Annotated in this window: 12 protein-coding genes; 3 read left to right on the top strand and 9 right to left on the bottom strand. The window is 53.0% G+C overall.

The genetic code is table 11. From position 1 onward, the window contains the following. Positions 1-12 precede the first annotated feature (12 nt). Entirely contained in the window at positions 13-3636 is a 3624-nt protein-coding gene (locus tag GWC94_RS06735) for a PKD domain-containing protein (protein ID WP_161834262.1), read from the top strand. A gap of 5 nt (positions 3637-3641) precedes the next feature. After that, a complete protein-coding gene (locus GWC94_RS06730; protein WP_161834261.1) occupies positions 3642-4667 on the top strand; it encodes a PorP/SprF family type IX secretion system membrane protein in 1026 nt (341 codons plus the stop codon). 79 nt (positions 4668-4746) lie between these two features. Here the strand turns inward: GWC94_RS06730 and GWC94_RS06725 are convergent, their stop codons facing one another. From GWC94_RS06725 to GWC94_RS06705, 5 genes are all read right to left on the bottom strand, one after another. Continuing rightward, positions 4747-6702, bottom strand: coding sequence for a M56 family metallopeptidase (locus GWC94_RS06725; protein ID WP_161834260.1), 1956 nt, complete (start codon positions 6700-6702; stop codon positions 4747-4749). Between the two features lie 8 nt (positions 6703-6710). Continuing rightward, entirely contained in the window at positions 6711-7091 is a 381-nt protein-coding gene (locus GWC94_RS06720) for a BlaI/MecI/CopY family transcriptional regulator (protein ID WP_161834259.1), read from the bottom strand. A 108-nt stretch (positions 7092-7199) separates the two neighbouring features. Continuing rightward, positions 7200-7670: a hypothetical protein gene (locus GWC94_RS06715; RefSeq protein ID WP_161834258.1), complete on the bottom strand. Its 471-nt coding sequence runs from the start codon at positions 7668-7670 to the stop codon at positions 7200-7202. 132 nt (positions 7671-7802) lie between these two features. After that, entirely contained in the window at positions 7803-10250 is a 2448-nt protein-coding gene (locus GWC94_RS06710) for a sodium-translocating pyrophosphatase (RefSeq protein WP_161834257.1), read from the bottom strand. A 199-nt stretch (positions 10251-10449) separates the two neighbouring features. Further along, positions 10450-11679, bottom strand: a complete 1230-nt coding sequence (locus tag GWC94_RS06705) for a serine hydrolase domain-containing protein (RefSeq protein WP_161834256.1) — start codon at positions 11677-11679, stop codon at positions 10450-10452. 120 nt (positions 11680-11799) lie between these two features. Between GWC94_RS06705 and serA the strand changes: the two genes are divergently transcribed. Next, on the top strand, positions 11800-13038 hold the full coding sequence (gene serA, locus GWC94_RS06700) for a phosphoglycerate dehydrogenase (protein WP_161834255.1): 1239 nt from the start codon (positions 11800-11802) through the stop codon (positions 13036-13038). 29 nt (positions 13039-13067) lie between these two features. Here serA and GWC94_RS06695 read toward each other — a convergent pair whose 3' ends face one another. Genes GWC94_RS06695 through GWC94_RS06680 form a run of 4 tightly spaced genes read right to left on the bottom strand, consistent with a single transcriptional unit; the run spans position 13068 to position 15755 of the window. After that, positions 13068-13607 (bottom strand): hypothetical protein, encoded by a 540-nt coding sequence (locus GWC94_RS06695; RefSeq protein ID WP_161834254.1) that lies wholly within the window; start codon positions 13605-13607, stop codon positions 13068-13070. A 13-nt stretch (positions 13608-13620) separates the two neighbouring features. Beyond that, complete coding sequence (locus tag GWC94_RS06690) at positions 13621-14337, bottom strand: copper homeostasis protein CutC (protein ID WP_161834253.1); 717 nt, start codon at positions 14335-14337, stop codon at positions 13621-13623. A 42-nt stretch (positions 14338-14379) separates the two neighbouring features. After that, a complete protein-coding gene (locus GWC94_RS06685) occupies positions 14380-15399 on the bottom strand; it encodes an isoaspartyl peptidase/L-asparaginase family protein (RefSeq protein ID WP_161834252.1) in 1020 nt (339 codons plus the stop codon). Positions 15400-15437: 38 nt separating this feature from the next. Further along, entirely contained in the window at positions 15438-15755 is a 318-nt protein-coding gene (locus tag GWC94_RS06680) for a phosphoribosylpyrophosphate synthetase (protein WP_161834251.1), read from the bottom strand. Positions 15756-15798 lie beyond the last annotated feature (43 nt).

Below are 15798 nucleotides of genomic sequence, written 5' to 3'. Positions count from 1 at the left end.
CAGGTCCACGTGATGAAGTGTACTCGCTTGGTGCTGTATTGCCTATCGGTGCTGTTTTTTTTCCCGGCCGCAAAGGGGCAGGATTTCTCCAATAAAGGCAAGGATTTCTGGCTGGGATACGGCTTCCACGTAAACATGGGCTCGGGTGTGGGTGCCGGCGCGCAGAACCAGCAGGACATGATCCTGTATTTTACTTCCGACAAAAACGCCGTTGTCAGCGTGGAGATACCGGGTGTGGGGTATACCAAATCCTATACGGTCACCGCCAACCAGGTTACCATTTCCGATCCCATACCAAAAACAGGTGCGCAGGATGCGCGTATTTCGGGTACCGGGTATTATAACCGGGGAATACATATCACCAGCGATGTGCCGATCGTGGCCTATGCGCATATCTACAATGCCAGCGTATCGGGCGCTTCCCTGCTTTTTCCCACCAACACGCTTGGTAAGGATTATTATTCGATCAACTATACCCAGTCTTCGAACACCACTTTTTCCAATTCGTTTTTTTTCGTCGTGGCCACGGAAGACAATACCAAGGTGGAGATCACCGCTTCGGCGGCCAACCTGAACGGTTTTACGCCGAATGTGGCGCAGACTGTTACGCTTAACAAGGGACAGGTATACAGCGTTATGGGCACCACCGCCGGCACTTCGGGAACGGATCTCACGGGGTCCAGGATACGGTCCATCAGCACCAACGGTTCCGGCGGCTGTAAGGCGATAGCCGTTTTTTCGGGTTCGGGCAAAGTGAGTATCGGCGGATCATCGACCGGCAGCGCGGATAATCTTTTTGCACAGGCTTTCCCGGCCGCGGCCTGGGGTAAGAAATACCTGACGGCCCCAACCGGTTCGCAGCCCAATAACTACTACCGTATCTGCGTCACAGATCCCGCAACCGTGGTAAAGCTGAACGGGGTGGTGATACCGACCTCTTCGCTTATCAACAATTTCTTTTACCAGTTCAAGAATGGTGCTGTGGGCAACAGCCCGGGCGCGGCCGTACCCAACCTGATCGAGGCCGACAAACCGATCACCGTGGCGCAGTACTGCACCACCCAGGGTGTTGACGGTAACCCCGGTACGTCACCGGGCGGGGATCCGGAAATGATTTACCTGAGCCCGGTAGAACAAACCATCAACGATATTACGCTCTACTCGGCCACCAAGAACGCGATCCTGCAGAGCTATATCAACGTGATCATCCGCAACGGGGGCGTAGCCAGTTTCAGGATGGACGGGAACCCTGTTTCCAATTTTCTTCCGCATCCGCAGGATGCGAACTATTCTTACGCGATCATTTCCGTTTCTTCCGGATCGCACCGATTGTATTCGGATACAGGTTTTAATGCGATCGCTTACGGGTTCGGATCTACCGAGAGTTACGGCTACAATGCCGGAACCAATATCCGCGATTTTTCGGCCCGCACGGTTTTTCAAAATCCTTATTCAAGGGTCGATTCCGCCGTTACCTGTATCAATACCCCTTTCAAACTGTCGGTGCCCATGACCGTTCAGCCGAGCTCGATCAAATGGGATTTTTCCGCCGCACCCAATATCAGTCCGTCCGCTCAGCAAACCCTGCAACCCGTGCCCGACAGCGCGGTAAACGGGGTATATTATTACAGTCCGCAGGGATCTTTCTCTTTCTCAAAGGCCAATACCCCGGCCTTACGCGATACGATCAAACTGTACACCACCTCTGCAACGCCCGATGGCTGCGGCAGCAAGGACCAGTTGTTCAACATACCGGTAAAAGTGAACGAACTTCCCGTACCGCAGTTTGCGGTTGCCAACAGCGGCTGCGTGAGCGACTCTGTTCAGTTCACCGACCAAAGCAGTTATTCAAGCACCCTGGTGCGATGGCAATGGAATTTTGGCGACGGAACAACCGATGAGCGGGCATCTGCCGCTGTGTTCGCAAAAAAATACACGAATGGCGGCACCTACACTGCCAAACTGAAAGTGTACACGGATATCGGCTGTGTATCACCCGAAGTGTCACAGGTGCTGGATATATCCTCCAAACCGGTGGCCCGGTTTACGGTGCCAAGTCTGCTCTGTCCGCAATCCGATATCAGTTTTACAGATGCATCCACCACCACCGTGGGCACGCTGGCCACCTGGGTATGGTCGCTCGACGATGGTGCCGCACCGATCAGCAATACCACCAATGCCGCGGTAAAAACAAAATACGATTCGGCGGGCACCAAAAACCTGTGGTTGCTGGTGGCATCCAGTACCGGCTGCAAAAGCGATACCTTCCGGCAGGCAGTTAAGATCAACCCGCTGCCGGTGGTAGGCTTCAGGGTGCCCGAGGTTTGCCTGAACGATGCCAACGCCAGATTCACAGATACCTCCACCATTGCCGAGGGATCGATCGTTTCGTACGCCTGGAACTTCAACGCCGGCTCGCCGGTGATAACGCCCGGTCCGCAGCCCGCTGTCAGCAGCCTGCAGCATCCGCAGCCGAAGTATTTTAAATCGGACTATTATAAGGTAAAGCTGACAGCCACATCCGATAAGGGTTGTGTGGCGTCTTCGCTGCAGGATTTTACCGTTAACGGGTCTACGCCAAAAGCCGATTTCTCGTTCTCGGGTATCACACCTTATTGCGGCGACAAACCGGTGAAGCTGATCAACCAGTCCACCGTGGATTTTGGTAACGTGACCAAACTGGAGTTTTACTGGGACAATACCAACAGTGCCACCGTTAAGGAAACGGACGAATACCCGGCGGGCGGTAAGTTATATGCACATTCCTATACCGCCGCCACCGGCGCCAGGCAGTATTCGGTGCGGATGCTGGCGTATTCCGGAGGTAATTCCTGTGTAAGCGAGACAACAAAGACAGTAACGGTATACCCGCAGCCCGACGCGGCCTACAGTGTTTCCGTGAGCCAGCTTTGCGATGGGGGAACGGTGAGTTTTACCGACAAGAGCCAGGCCGGCACTGCAACGGTGGCCTCCTGGCGCTGGGACCTGGGCAGGAATACGATCGCCTTGCAGCAGAACCCGGTTCGGCGGTATAACGATTCAGGCAGCATTGCCACGAGTCTGGTTGTCACTACCTCGGACGGCTGCATAAGCGATACGGCGCGTTCGGTGCTGACGATCTATCCCAATCCCAAACTGGGGATGCCCGCCTCCATACAGATGCTGGAAGATGCGATCGCCACACTGAAACCGGTTTCGGTATACGGAAGCAACCTGGAATATTTATGGACACCTACTACGTATATTGTGGGGTCAAATACGCTGTCGGAAGTAAAAGTGTCGCCGCCCGATGATGCAACTTTTACCCTGCAGCTTACGGCGGAAGGAGGGTGTACGGTTACCGGCACCACATTTGTGAAAGTGCTGCACGGACTGGAGATACCCAATGGCTTTTCTCCCAACGGAGATGGCATCAACGATACCTGGCATATCAAGTATCTCGACGGGTATCCCGAAGTGACGATCGATGTGTACGACAGGGCAGGACAGATCGTGTTCCGATCTGTGGGCAGTGTAAAAGACTGGGATGGCACCTACCAGGGAAAACCCCTGCCGATAGGAACCTACTATTATATCATCAATCCCAAAGCCGGTAAAAAAGGCATTTATACGGGATCGATAACGATCATCAAGTGATGACTATGAAGAGGAAGCTTTTTGTTGTTTGTCTGGCATGTTTTGCGATAGCGGGCCTGCGTGCGCAGCAGCGGCCTTATTATACCCAGTATATCATGAACAACTATATCATCAACCCTGCTGTTGCCGGTATAGAGAATTACTGGGATGTGAAAGCCAGTCACCGCATGCAATGGGTGGGTTTGCAGGATGCGCCGGTAACTACCTATCTCACGATACACGGACCGCTCAAACGCAGCGCCTATGAGCGCGAGTCGGCTACCGGTTTTCATGCATCAGGCTCCAACCCGAGAGGGCAGGCCTATTGGCAGGATTATACTTCCTCCGAACCGCACCACGGTATCGGGTTTACCATACTGAACGATAAAACAGGACCGCTGAACCGCTTTGCGGCCTATGGCACATACGCGTACCACCTGGGTATATCGCCGCGCACCAGTTTATCGGCGGGTGTGTCGGTGGGTATTTCCAATATGAGCCTGGATGCCAGCAAACTGAATTTCGGTACCACCACGGTGGACCCGGCGGTGGCAGGCAGCGGTGTGCTGAACAGGATCAAACCCGATATCAGCGCGGGGCTCTGGTTGTATTCTGCCGATTATTTTGTGGGACTTGCCGCGCAGCAGATCGTACCGCAGCCGCTGAGCTATGCCAATAATACCGTGCAGCTGGAAAGCGGTAAACTCATACCGCATTTGTTCTTCAGCGCGGGATACCGGATGACTTTATCCGACGATATCAGCATGCTGCCCTCGGCAATGGTGCGGTATGTGAACCCGCTGCCGGTGGGGTTTGATGTGAACGTCAAATTCCAGTACCAGGATTTTCTCTGGGCCGGTGGTTCTTACCGGTACAAAGATGGCTTTGCAGGAATGGCGGGAATCAATATCAGCAATACTTTTAACATCGGTTACTCCTACGATTTCCAGACCTCCAACCTCAATACCGTAAGCAAGGGCACGCACGAAATACTGATCGGCTTCCTGCTCGGTAACAGGTATGGCGACTGGTGCCCCAGGAACCTCTGGTAGCAGATGGTTACATTATTCTATTCCTGCTTGGTTTTGGTGAACGGTTACCGCGGTTATTGCGGGATCAGCCTGGCCCGGGTTATTGTCTTATTTCCGGATGCTGCTGTTCCAGGATTTTTTTGAACTGTATTTTTTCAGCGGAAATCTTTTGCTGCAGCGCTTCCAGTTTAAGGCGAATGCGTTTGTCTGTTTCGGGATCGTGCTCTTCGAGTGCCAGGTCGCCGGCAAGCAATGCCAGGGCTTTCAGTTGGTCAAGATAGGTTTTGCTGAAAACGGGTTGTACCGTCCTGATGAATATTGCCGCATCGTCGGCAGCACCGGCTACCGGCAACAATGAGATCGTTTTTATTTCCTCGGATGCATCCTCTGACGGTGCTTCCCTGTCGTCCGGGACCGGCTGCTGCAAAGAAGGGGGGGCAACGTTTTTCTTACGGTCTGCGTGTTTCCGGGGTTTATCCGGTTCCGGCGGCGCAAACATGCCCGACAGACCGAGCGAAGTATTGACCAGGCCGCCCAGGTCCAGCTTCGCCACCTCGTTCATGGCCAGACGGATCTCGTTCTTCACCTTCTGGTCATCGAATGGAAAGCGGAACCGCTGCTGGTCGAACGCCGTTTTGATCTCTGTCTGTGCCGTCTGCAGGTTCCTGCTGATATCCTGTATCGAATGGTTGAAAGCGTTTTTCAGTTCCCTGCGGAACGGCGCGGGAATAGACAGGCTGTCGGCCAGTAATTTCTCCATATGGCTGCGTGCCATTTCCATATTGGCGATCTGCGCGGGAAGCGCTGCTTTCTGCTGTTCCAGCGCGATGGCCGCTTTATCAAGTGCAGCAGCCACCAATGGCGGTATCGATTCAGTAAAATAAGCCTGCGCGGTACTCTCTTCCTTTGCGGCCGACAGGCTTTTCTGCATTTCTGTTTTCAATGGCTCGGAGAGAAAAAATACCGGGTTAAAAAGCGGGTTGTTTACCCTTACCGCCATCGGCTCGATGGCGATGGTCCGTGTGTCTTTTTGCGGGCTGCCCGGCACGGGAGAAGGATTGAACCAGGCCATGCATCCCAGCATACCGGTTACCAGCAGCAGGGAAAACAATTGCTTACGATAGCTGAAAGCGGCTTCGGGCTGGCCGATCATTCTTTTGACGCGCACCAGCAGTTCATTCCTTTTTCCGCCTGCCGCCATGGCAAATGCAGGTGCGGCCTGCAGGCTGGCGATCTGAAGCAATGCCTGCGCATAATCGGTGGCATTGTACCGGAACTGCAGTACCCAGTCGTCGCAGCAGTTCTCCCGTTCCTTGCGTATGTTCCTGCTGAGCAATTGGGTGAAAGGGTTGAAGAAAAGTGCGATCTCAACAACAGAGAGCAACAGGTTAACCAGGTAATCGTATCGTTTGATATGCGCCAGCTCGTGCAGCAATACCGCTTCCATCTGCGCGGTGGTAAGGTGGTTGAGGCTGGCAAGCGGTACCAGTATCAGCGGTTTCCAGAAGCCGATGGTGAGCGGGGTGCCGATCCTGTCGGACAGAAACAGCACGATTTCTTTTTTGATCCCGAGTTGCGGAGCCACTTTCTTTACAAACAGACGCCAGTCGGCCGGTATCCGGTGCAGCCCCTGTGTGCGCACTGACTGGGTATAACGAAAGCTGTTGACCCATCGCAGCGCCAGCACCAGTATCAGCAGCAGGTAGGCAACCGAGATATACGGCAAAGCCTGCTCGGCGCGTACCAGATACCGGATAAGCTGGGTCGAAAAGCTCTTATCACCGGCAAGCACGGCCTGGATACCCGATAAACCGGGTACGATGTTTTGCCGCAGCGATTCTGTGTACTGGTAATAATAAAACTGAACCGTAACCGCAAACCATACAAAGCTCAGCAACTGTACGGCCACTGCCATACGGTAACGGCCTGCGGCAGACAGTTTCCATAAATGGCTAAGCAGTGTATACAATAACCAGAGCAATCCCGCCTGCCACAGACTATTGGCAATGGCAAAGCCGAGCGACTGCAGGAAAGGTGATTGAAGCCAGGCTTGCATGTGGTGGATTATTGTTTTTTGAGGTTATCCAGCAGGCGCTGGATCTCTTCGATCTCTTCTTTGTTGGGCGCCTGGTTACCGAGTGCCTGCATAACCAGCTGCGTGGAAGAACCGCCAAAAAGCGAGCTGATCATTTTGCCCACCAGTTGCTGCTGCGTATTCTCCCTGCTTACATTGGCGCGGTAAATATGCGTCTTGCTGCTGTCATCGCGTTTTACGATGCCTTTTTCAAACATGATCTGCATCAGCTTCAGGGTGGTGGTATAGCCTGCGTCTTTGTGCATGCTCAGTACCTCGTGCACCTCTCTTACGGTTGCATTGCCTTTACCCCATAATACCTGTAAGATCTCCAGTTCACTTTCCGTTGGTTTCAGGTGCTTGGTCGCCATTATTACGATTTTGTTCGTAAGCAATTTACGACCGGGTTCGTACAGGAGCAAATAAAAGGTTGTTAAACGGCCTGTATGGCTGGCGGATGGGAGGGATGCTCGGGTATGCTACGGTTTCCGGGGTGTTTTATAGGTGCCCACGTAGTAATGGTTCAGCGTGGTGAACGTAAACTGTTCGTTTTTTACAAAGGCTTTTTTGTATTCCCGGAAGGTTTGCTGTTTATCCAAAAAGCCGATGATACAGGAATAGGTCTCGGGGCCTTTGCGCAGTTCGAGCCTGGGTTCGATGCCGAAATTGGGGATATCGAGGGAATCGGTTATCCGCAGTTCCTTGTATTGCATGTTGAGCCGGTAACGGAACCTGTTTTTTGTTTCATAGGCATAAACGGCGAATTTCCAGTCGTTCAGTTCATCTTCCACGGGTAGGCTGAATGCCGCAACGGGTTTGGTGCCGACGGTGCTGCGCAGTTCCGGGATGGTATCGTTCGAGACGACAACGGTTTTTGTTTCGGTAACAGCCGAATGTTCGGTCTGTTCACAGGCTGCAAAAACAAGCGCAAGCAGTAGCACTTTTTTCATATGGGTCACTATTACGGTAATATAGCCACAGATCCGCAGATTTGACCAGGTTCTGTAAAATCTGCGGCCGGCGAATCCCCGAAAACAAAAATCCCGCACAAGGCGGGATTTTCATAACGACGCAGTATCGTTTTATTTTTTGATCTTGATCTCGAAGTTTTTCTGGCCGTTGAAATAGGCCGCATATTTTTGGGTCAGTTCCGCCGGCTGTTCTTTGCCGTTGATGCTGAGCTTCCCGTTTTTGTATTCGATGGTGAGTTTGCTATCCGTATCAAACCCATCCTTGCGAACGGCATTTACCAGCGCGGCAAAGTCCCTGTCGGTACCCGGTGTTGCCTGTGTTTCTTCCACCTTGTCTTTTTGCACCGTAATATCGATGATCTGTTTGCCGCTGTCTCCGCTAACCCTCACTTCGTTCAGTTGTTCCATCAACGGCTGGCCCTTGGAGGTAGCCGCATCTGTTTTATGGATCTGCGCCAGTGTGGGAGCGATCACCAGTGAAACGATCGACATCAGTTTGATCAGGATATTCATAGAAGGTCCTGAGGTGTCTTTGAACGGATCGCCCACCGTGTCGCCGGTTACAGAGGCTTTGTGCGGCTCCGACTTTTTATAATAGGTCTGTCCGTTGATCTCAACGCCTTTCTCGAAAGATTTCTTCGCATTGTCCCATGCGCCACCCGCATTGTTCTGGAACATGCCCATCAGTACACCGCTCACGGTGGCACCGGCAAGGAATCCGCCCAGCGCTTCCGGTCCGAGCAGGAAACCGATGATCAGCGGGGAAACGATGGCAATAGCGCCCGGCAGCATCATTTTCTTGATCGATGCATCGGTAGAAATGGCAACGCATTTATCGTATTCAGGTTTGCCGGTTCCTTCCATAATACCGGCAATGGTGCGGAACTGGCGGCGCACTTCCTCCACCATGGCCATGGCTGCCTGTCCCACGGCGCGTATGGCCAGTGACGAAAAGATAAACGGTATCATACCGCCCACGAACAGCGAGGCAAGCACTTTTGCCTTATAGATATCTATGCCCGGAATACCTGCTACGCCCACAAACGCCGCAAACAGTGCCAGCGCCGTAAGCGCCGCGGAGGCAATGGCAAAACCTTTACCCGTGGCGGCCGTGGTGTTACCCACCGCATCGAGTACATCTGTTTTTTCGCGCACTTCTTTGGGCAGTTCACTCATTTCGGCAATACCGCCTGCGTTATCTGCAATCGGGCCGAAAGCATCGATGGCCAGCTGCATGGCCGTGGTGGCCATCATACCGGCTGCGGCAATCGCCACGCCGTATAAACCTGCACATTCGTAAGAACCCCAGATACCGCCTGCCAGCACAATGATCGGGAGAAAAGTCGATTCCATACCGATTGCCAGACCGCCGATCACGTTGGTGGCATGACCCGTAGAGGATTGTTTGATAATGGAATTTACCGGGCGTTTGCCCATTGCGGTATAGAATTCGGTGATGATACTCATCAGTGTCCCCACAACCAGTCCAACCACGATCGCGCCAAATACGCCGTTGCGTGTGAATGCCATGCCACGCAGACTCATGGTCTCGGGAAGAAGGTAATACACCAGTCCGGCACAGGCACCCGCTGTAAGGATGATGGATCCCCAGTTGCCCATGTTCAGCGCTTTTTGAACGGTAGCGGTGTTAACCCCTGCAGACTCGCTGATACGCACAAAGAAAGTGCCGATAATAGAAAACAATATGCCTGTACCGGCAATCAGCATCGGCAGCAGGATGGGAGCGAAGCCCCCGAAATTATCAATGGAAATGGTTTCCTGGCCAAGCACCATGGTGGCAAGCACCGTGGCTACATAAGAACCGAACAGGTCGGCACCCATGCCCGCTACATCACCCACATTATCGCCCACGTTATCGGCGATGGTGGCCGGGTTGCGCGGATCGTCTTCGGGTATACCCGCTTCTACCTTACCCACCAGGTCGGCGCCCACATCGGCCGCCTTGGTATAGATACCGCCGCCCACGCGCGCAAACAGCGCAATGGATTCGGCGCCCAGTGAGAAACCGGTAAGCACTTCGATCGTCTTAAGCATTTCGGAAGAATTGGCCGCAGCCGCCGGGGCAAACAGGTGTTGCAGTAACAGGTACACGGATCCCAGACCCAGTACGGCCAGACCGGCCACACCCAGTCCCATTACCGCACCCCCGGTAAAAGACACTTTCAGGGCTTTGGCCAGACTTGTCCTGGCAGCATTTGCCGTGCGTACATTGGCCTTGGTGGCGGCTTTCATACCGATATAACCGGCAACGGCGCTGCAGACAGCACCCAGCACAAAAGCAATCGAAATTGACCAGTGCGAATGCGGGTTGCTGTTGGCCATTACACCCAGCAGCAGGGCAACGATTACAACGAAATAAGCAAGTATCTTCCATTCGGCTTTGAGAAAGGCCATGGCGCCTTCAGCGATGTAGTTGCTGATTTCTTTCATCCGGTCGTTGCCCGCGTCCTGCCTGGCAACCCAGTTAAACTTCACCAGCGTATACAACAGCCCGATAATTCCCATTGCCGGAACGGCATAAAACAGCATTTTGTCCATAAGTAGCTTCTTATCAGTATTTGTTTTTTGAAAGTCTGCAAAAATAGGGGTAAAACCGTTCGGAATACCAACTGTGCAGGGGATGTGCGCAGTTATTGGCAACGTTCCCGGAAATCGGCATAACGGAAAAACCGGCATGGGCCTATCGGCAGCCAGATGCCAGGCCCCGTGTCCTGCTTTCACTGTTGATTACGCACCGCTACTGCCCGCCGCCGCCGGAATCATCCAGCAGCGTGGTATCGGGTCTTCCGGTAAATACGGAACTCATCTTACCTGCTCTCCAGATATTGCTGTTGAACTTGTTGCCCAGTATGATCACGGTAGCCGTATCTGCCACCAGGCGTTTGAAAACGGCATTGTTGCCATGCCACCAGCCATTGTGGTATGGAACCACCGGCTCGTTGGGGTTAACCAGCAGGTGCCATCCCAGGCCATAATTCTTCACACCGCGTTTTTCGTTGCTGTAAGGGGTATAGGCCAGGTCGAGCGAATGCTGCGAGAGAAATTTACCGTCATACAGCGCTTTGTCCCATAACAGCAGGTCGCGCACATTGGTGTATACGTTCTTATCGCCGTATACACAGTCCAGTTTCTCCAGTTCGTAAGGCCGGCGGGAAGGTGTATAGGAGGGAATATAATCTGCCGTATCCCTGATGCTGAAAATATAGGTATGGTTCATTCCCAATGGCTTAAATACCTTTTCCTCCATATATTCTGGAAACGGGGTATGGGTGATCTTTTCCACGATCAGTGCCAGCATGGCAAAATTGGTGTTGCAGTAATTGTACCTGCGGTTAGGAGAGGCTTCGGGTGCGGGCAGGTAGCGTATCATATACTGCAGCACATCTTCATTGGTGGCCAGCCCCGTTAACTGAACAGGCGATTTTACGGTGCGGTACCGGGTAACCAGCTTTCCTCTCCTGGTACGGACCTTGGTGGCCACCGACATGGTGCCCGACATAAAATGGTCGTATTTAGGCAGACCGCTCCGGTGGTTCAGGAGTTCGCGGATATGGATACCGGGGTAAGGGAACCCGGGCAGGTATTTTTCAACGGCATCGTCCAGCGACAGTTTTCCTTCTTCCATCAGTTTCAGCACCACCATGGCCGTAAAGGTTTTGGAAACGGATGCCACATGAAAAACGGAGCTGGATGTGATCGGCTCTTTGGTTTTAAAATTGATCATACCCCTGTAGTCCTCGAAAACGATCTCGCCGTTCTTGGCCAGCAGTATGGAGCCGTTAAAGCCGGTGCGAACCAGCATGGACTGGTACAGCGGTTCGATGGCGTTGGCGTAATATTGTTTTACCGCCGGCGACAGCGCTGAATGGGTGTCAGACGGTGTTACCGCAAAGGTATCCTTAACCGGCTGCGTGGGCGTGGAACCGCAGGCCATGATCAGTAAAGTGAGTATTGGAATCATCATCATCCTGAACATTAAGGGCTGTTTATCACTAAGCTGCAAATATAAGACCTGTTACAGGCGGTGGCCACTACGTGGAAAACTATCTACAATGATTAACAATAAATAACATTTATTTTCGCAAACATGAGCAAGCAGGCAACCACAAGCTATCCGAAAGAGCGGATTAATATCCTTTTTCTCGAAAACATCAGTGATAAAGCCGTACAGCAGTTTAAGCAGAACGGCTATGTAAATGTCAGAAAACTATCAGGCGCCCTCAGTGAGGAAGAACTCATCAAACAGGTCAAAGATGTGCACCTGCTGGGCATCCGCTCCAAAACGCAGGTGACCGCCAAAGTACTGGCCGCGGCGACCAAATTGCAGGCCATTGGCTGTTTTTGCATAGGCGTAAACCAGGTAGACCTGAAAGCCGCCACCAACGCGGGCGTGGTGGTATTCAATGCACCGTACAGCAATACCCGCAGCGTGGCCGAACTGGTGATCGCTGCTTCGATCATGCTGATCAGGCGTATTCCCGACAAAAACAAAGCCGCGCACGAGGGCACCTGGATGAAGGATGCCAAGGGCAGTTTTGAACTGCGGGGAAAAACGCTGGGCATTATCGGCTATGGCAATATCGGCTCGCAGGTAAGCGTACTGGCCGAAGCACTCGGTATGAAAGTGCTTTTTTACGATATCGAAACCAAGTTACCGCTGGGCAATGCCCAGTCTGCCAGGAGCATGAAGGAACTGGTGGCGCAGTCAGACGTGATTACCCTGCATGTTCCCGAAACCAGACAAACCAGCAACCTCATCAACAAAACCCTGCTGAAATCATTCAAGCCGGGATCGATCCTGATCAATTTCGCCAGGGGAGAAGTGGTTGATCTGAAAGCGCTTGCAGCGGCACTGAAAGAATGCCAGCTCACCGGCGCGGCGATAGATGTTTACCCCGTGGAACCCGAAAAAAACGGAGACCCGTTCAGCACCCCGCTGCAGGGACTGCCCAACGTGATCCTGACACCCCATATCGGCGGATCAACAGAAGAGGCCCAGCAGAACATCGGTGAAGATGTGAGCCTGAAACTGTTCCAGTACCTCGAACGCGGTATCACCAACGGCTCGCATACCGTTCCGGCCATCGGTCTGCCGCCTGTGGAAAATGCGCACCGCATACTGCATATTCACCGGAATGTACCCGGCGTACTGAGCGCCATCAACACCGCTTTATCGCATAACAACATCAATATCCTGGGGCAGTACCTCAAAACAAACGATACCATTGGCTATGTGGTACTCGATGTAGACAAAAAACTAGCCAAACAGGCGGTTGAATTATTGAAGCAGGTGAAGGATACGATCAAGGTAAGAGTACTGTATTAATCGACCGGCTTGAAGCGCTGATCGTTTGGTTACCCGGCTGTATTTTCTTTACCGGAAGATGCCAGCGACTGGAGTATTTTTCTGCCTCTTGATCTGATTGCGGGACTGGCGTCGGGCAGCAGGGTTTCGATGATGAGTTTCAGCTCGGGCCGTATCTCGGGGTAATGGCTGGAAAGACGGAACAGCGTGGTAAGCGAGAAGGCCCGGATCGCTATTTCGGTTGCAGGGTTTTCCACAAAACCAAAGCAGATATTCATTATCCTGCCATGCAGTTCTTCGGGAACCGGCAGGTCTTCGAATATTCTTAGGATATTACGCCTGACGGTATTGGATAGACGGGTATCTTCCAGCAAACCGGTCACAGCGTCAAGGTGCGGGACCATCATCGCCGGTTTTTTTCTTGCGGCCCAGCCAAGACACCAGGAAGCGAGTTCAGACAATCGTTTTTCCCTGCCCGTAACACAATTCACCAGTTGCTGAAACCTTGCCGGGGAGGAACAGGCGAATGCCGCGATCTTCAATACATTTTCTCTGGAACGGTCGGTTATTATCGATTCGGGAATGTTCATTGTCCGGTAGGCCTTAGTTAGGTTGCAATGCCAGCTTCATGGCCCGCAGTTCTGTTTCATCGATACCGGTATGCTGCAGCTGTTCCTTCATTCCTGCGGCTTTGAACTGCATTGCCGATGGCAGGTTGATGCGGGCCGAAGAATGCATTTCCCTTGCGCCCGTATACTGCATCAATTCCCTGATATTGGCGCTTCGAACGCCTGACCCGGGCATGATGGTGATGCGGCCGTCGGCTTTTTCTACCAGTTGCCTGATCAGTTCCTTTCCATCAAAAGCATTCGGTACCTGGCCGCTGGTGAGTATCCGGGAGCAGCCGCAGCCGATGACCGCTTCCAGCGCGTTCAAAGGGTGGGAACAGCGGTCGAATGCACGATGGAAAGTCACTTCCATCGGGTAGGCGATATCCGCCAGTTCGCTGGTACGGCGGGTATCGATGCTGCCATCTGCGTGCAGCAGTCCGATCACCACGCCCTCGAACTGCAGTTCTTTGCACAGGCGGATATCCTGTTTCATTGCGGCAAATTCTGCATCGTCGTATAAAAAATCGCCGCCACGCGGACGGATGATCGGGAAAACCGGCAGGGCGATCTTTTCGCGAACGGTTTTCAGCGTGCCGTAAGAGGGTGTTGTGCCGCCTTCGGCAGGGTTCTCGCATAGTTCGAGCCTGTCGGCGCCTGCATCGGCGGCCTGCAGGGCGGAGTGTATATTGAAAACAGCGATTTCAAGCATGGGATCTGATTCAGTATTCAAAAACCGGGGGAGCGGAGGATCTTACAGTAGGTATTTCCCTTCTACCATAAAGTTTTTATCGTCTGCATAACAAACAGCGAAATCGAATCCCTGCTGTATGCAGTAACCGCCGTATTCCCCCTGTTTGTTGATGGCGATAAAACCAACCTGTATGTCTTTGGCCTTGCTGCCTTTTATTTTGATGATGCGTTCTACGGCGGTCTTGCAGGCGTTTTCGGGAGACAATCCCTGGCGCATCAGTTCAACCACAAGATGCGAGCCGCAGATACGTATCACGTCTTCTCCCTGTCCGGTTGCCGTGGCGGCGCCGATCTCGTTGTCCACAAACAGGCCCGCGCCGATAATCGGCGAATCGCCAACGCGTCCGCGCATTTTGAAGGCCATACCGCTGGTGGTGCAGCTGCCGCTTAGGTTGCCGGCGGCATCCATGGCCACCATGCCGATGGTATCATGGTTCCAGCTGCCGTTCTCCAGCCTGGTGGGTGCGGCCAGCATGGCGGTGGATTTTGAATTTTCAATATTGACCACCGGTTTGTATTCGCTTTTCTTCAGCCAGTTCCGGTAACTTTTTTCTGCATCGCGCGAAAGTTTTGCCGGCTCCAGCCTGAAGCCCTGCTGTACGGCAAAACGCTGGGCGCCTTCGCCAACCAGCATCACATGCGGTGTTTTTTCCATCACGCGACGCGCCACCGAGATCGGGTGTTTAATGCGTTCCAGGAAAGCCACGCTGCCGCAGTTGCCGTTTGCATCCATGATACTCGCGTCCAGTGTTACCCGTCCGTCGCGGTCGGGGTTGGCGCCAAGTCCCACACAGCAGTTCAGCGAATCCTCCGTATTCATTACGCCTTTCTCCACCGCATCGAGTGCAGTGCCTCCTTTACGCAGTATTTCCCAGGCCAGTTTGTTGGCGTTGATCCCGTCTTTCCAGGTAGAGATCACGATGGGTTTACGGGCGGCAGGGGAAGATGCGGCAAAACCTTTGAACGAGAAAGAGGAGAGACCAAGCGAACCTAATTGCAGGAATCGTCTGCGATGCAGCATAGCGTAGTTTTTGGCGTGAAGAAATGGCTGGCAACGATTCAGTTGCCGGGTGTTTCGTGTACCGATAATTTGCGGATCATATCATCGCTGGCAGGCTCGCTGTACACCCCGTAGGCATTTACCAGCACACCTTTCATGTTGCCGTCTTTGGAAGCGATACCGTATACCACGCTGGAATCCGAAGGATTGGTGGCGCCCTCAAAACGGTAATGCTCAATGATCTCAAATTCCTCGGCCCGCAGGCACACGCCTGTGGCGGCACACCTTACCGAATCGAAGGCAAGGTTGAAATCGGTGGTAAAACCCCTCGCTTTCAAACCGTTCAGGGCTTCCACCATCGTATCGTAAGAGGGCATGGCAATGTTTTCCGGAAAGGTAGGAATTAGGGCCGAGAGCCCG

The sequence above is a fragment of the Sediminibacterium soli genome, from assembly GCF_009939225.1.
GTDB lineage: Bacteria > Bacteroidota > Bacteroidia > Chitinophagales > Chitinophagaceae > Sediminibacterium > Sediminibacterium soli.
The sequence above is the reverse complement of the archived record's forward strand: the minus strand, read 5'-3'. Positions and strand labels throughout refer to the sequence as shown.

What these genes read in the sequence shown, in the direction of transcription:
- GWC94_RS06685 (WP_161834252.1), bottom strand. Translation starts at nt 15,399, where the DNA reads ATGCTGCATCGCAGACGATTCCTGCAATTAGGTTCGCTTGGTCTCTCC.
- GWC94_RS06695 (WP_161834254.1), bottom strand. Translation starts at nt 13,607, where the DNA reads ATGAACATTCCCGAATCGATAATAACCGACCGTTCCAGAGAAAATGTA.
- GWC94_RS06735 (WP_161834262.1), top strand. Translation starts at nt 13, where the DNA reads ATGAAGTGTACTCGCTTGGTGCTGTATTGCCTATCGGTGCTGTTTTTT.
- GWC94_RS06725 (WP_161834260.1), bottom strand. Translation starts at nt 6,702, where the DNA reads ATGCAAGCCTGGCTTCAATCACCTTTCCTGCAGTCGCTCGGCTTTGCC.
- GWC94_RS06705 (WP_161834256.1), bottom strand. Translation starts at nt 11,679, where the DNA reads ATGATGATGATTCCAATACTCACTTTACTGATCATGGCCTGCGGTTCC.
- GWC94_RS06730 (WP_161834261.1), top strand. Translation starts at nt 3,642, where the DNA reads ATGAAGAGGAAGCTTTTTGTTGTTTGTCTGGCATGTTTTGCGATAGCG.
- GWC94_RS06710 (WP_161834257.1), bottom strand. Translation starts at nt 10,250, where the DNA reads ATGGACAAAATGCTGTTTTATGCCGTTCCGGCAATGGGAATTATCGGG.
- GWC94_RS06690 (WP_161834253.1), bottom strand. Translation starts at nt 14,337, where the DNA reads ATGCTTGAAATCGCTGTTTTCAATATACACTCCGCCCTGCAGGCCGCC.
- GWC94_RS06720 (WP_161834259.1), bottom strand. Translation starts at nt 7,091, where the DNA reads ATGGCGACCAAGCACCTGAAACCAACGGAAAGTGAACTGGAGATCTTA.
- GWC94_RS06715 (WP_161834258.1), bottom strand. Translation starts at nt 7,670, where the DNA reads ATGAAAAAAGTGCTACTGCTTGCGCTTGTTTTTGCAGCCTGTGAACAG.
- GWC94_RS06680 (WP_161834251.1), bottom strand. Translation starts at nt 15,755, where the DNA reads ATGCCCTCTTACGATACGATGGTGGAAGCCCTGAACGGTTTGAAAGCG.
- serA (WP_161834255.1), top strand. Translation starts at nt 11,800, where the DNA reads ATGAGCAAGCAGGCAACCACAAGCTATCCGAAAGAGCGGATTAATATC.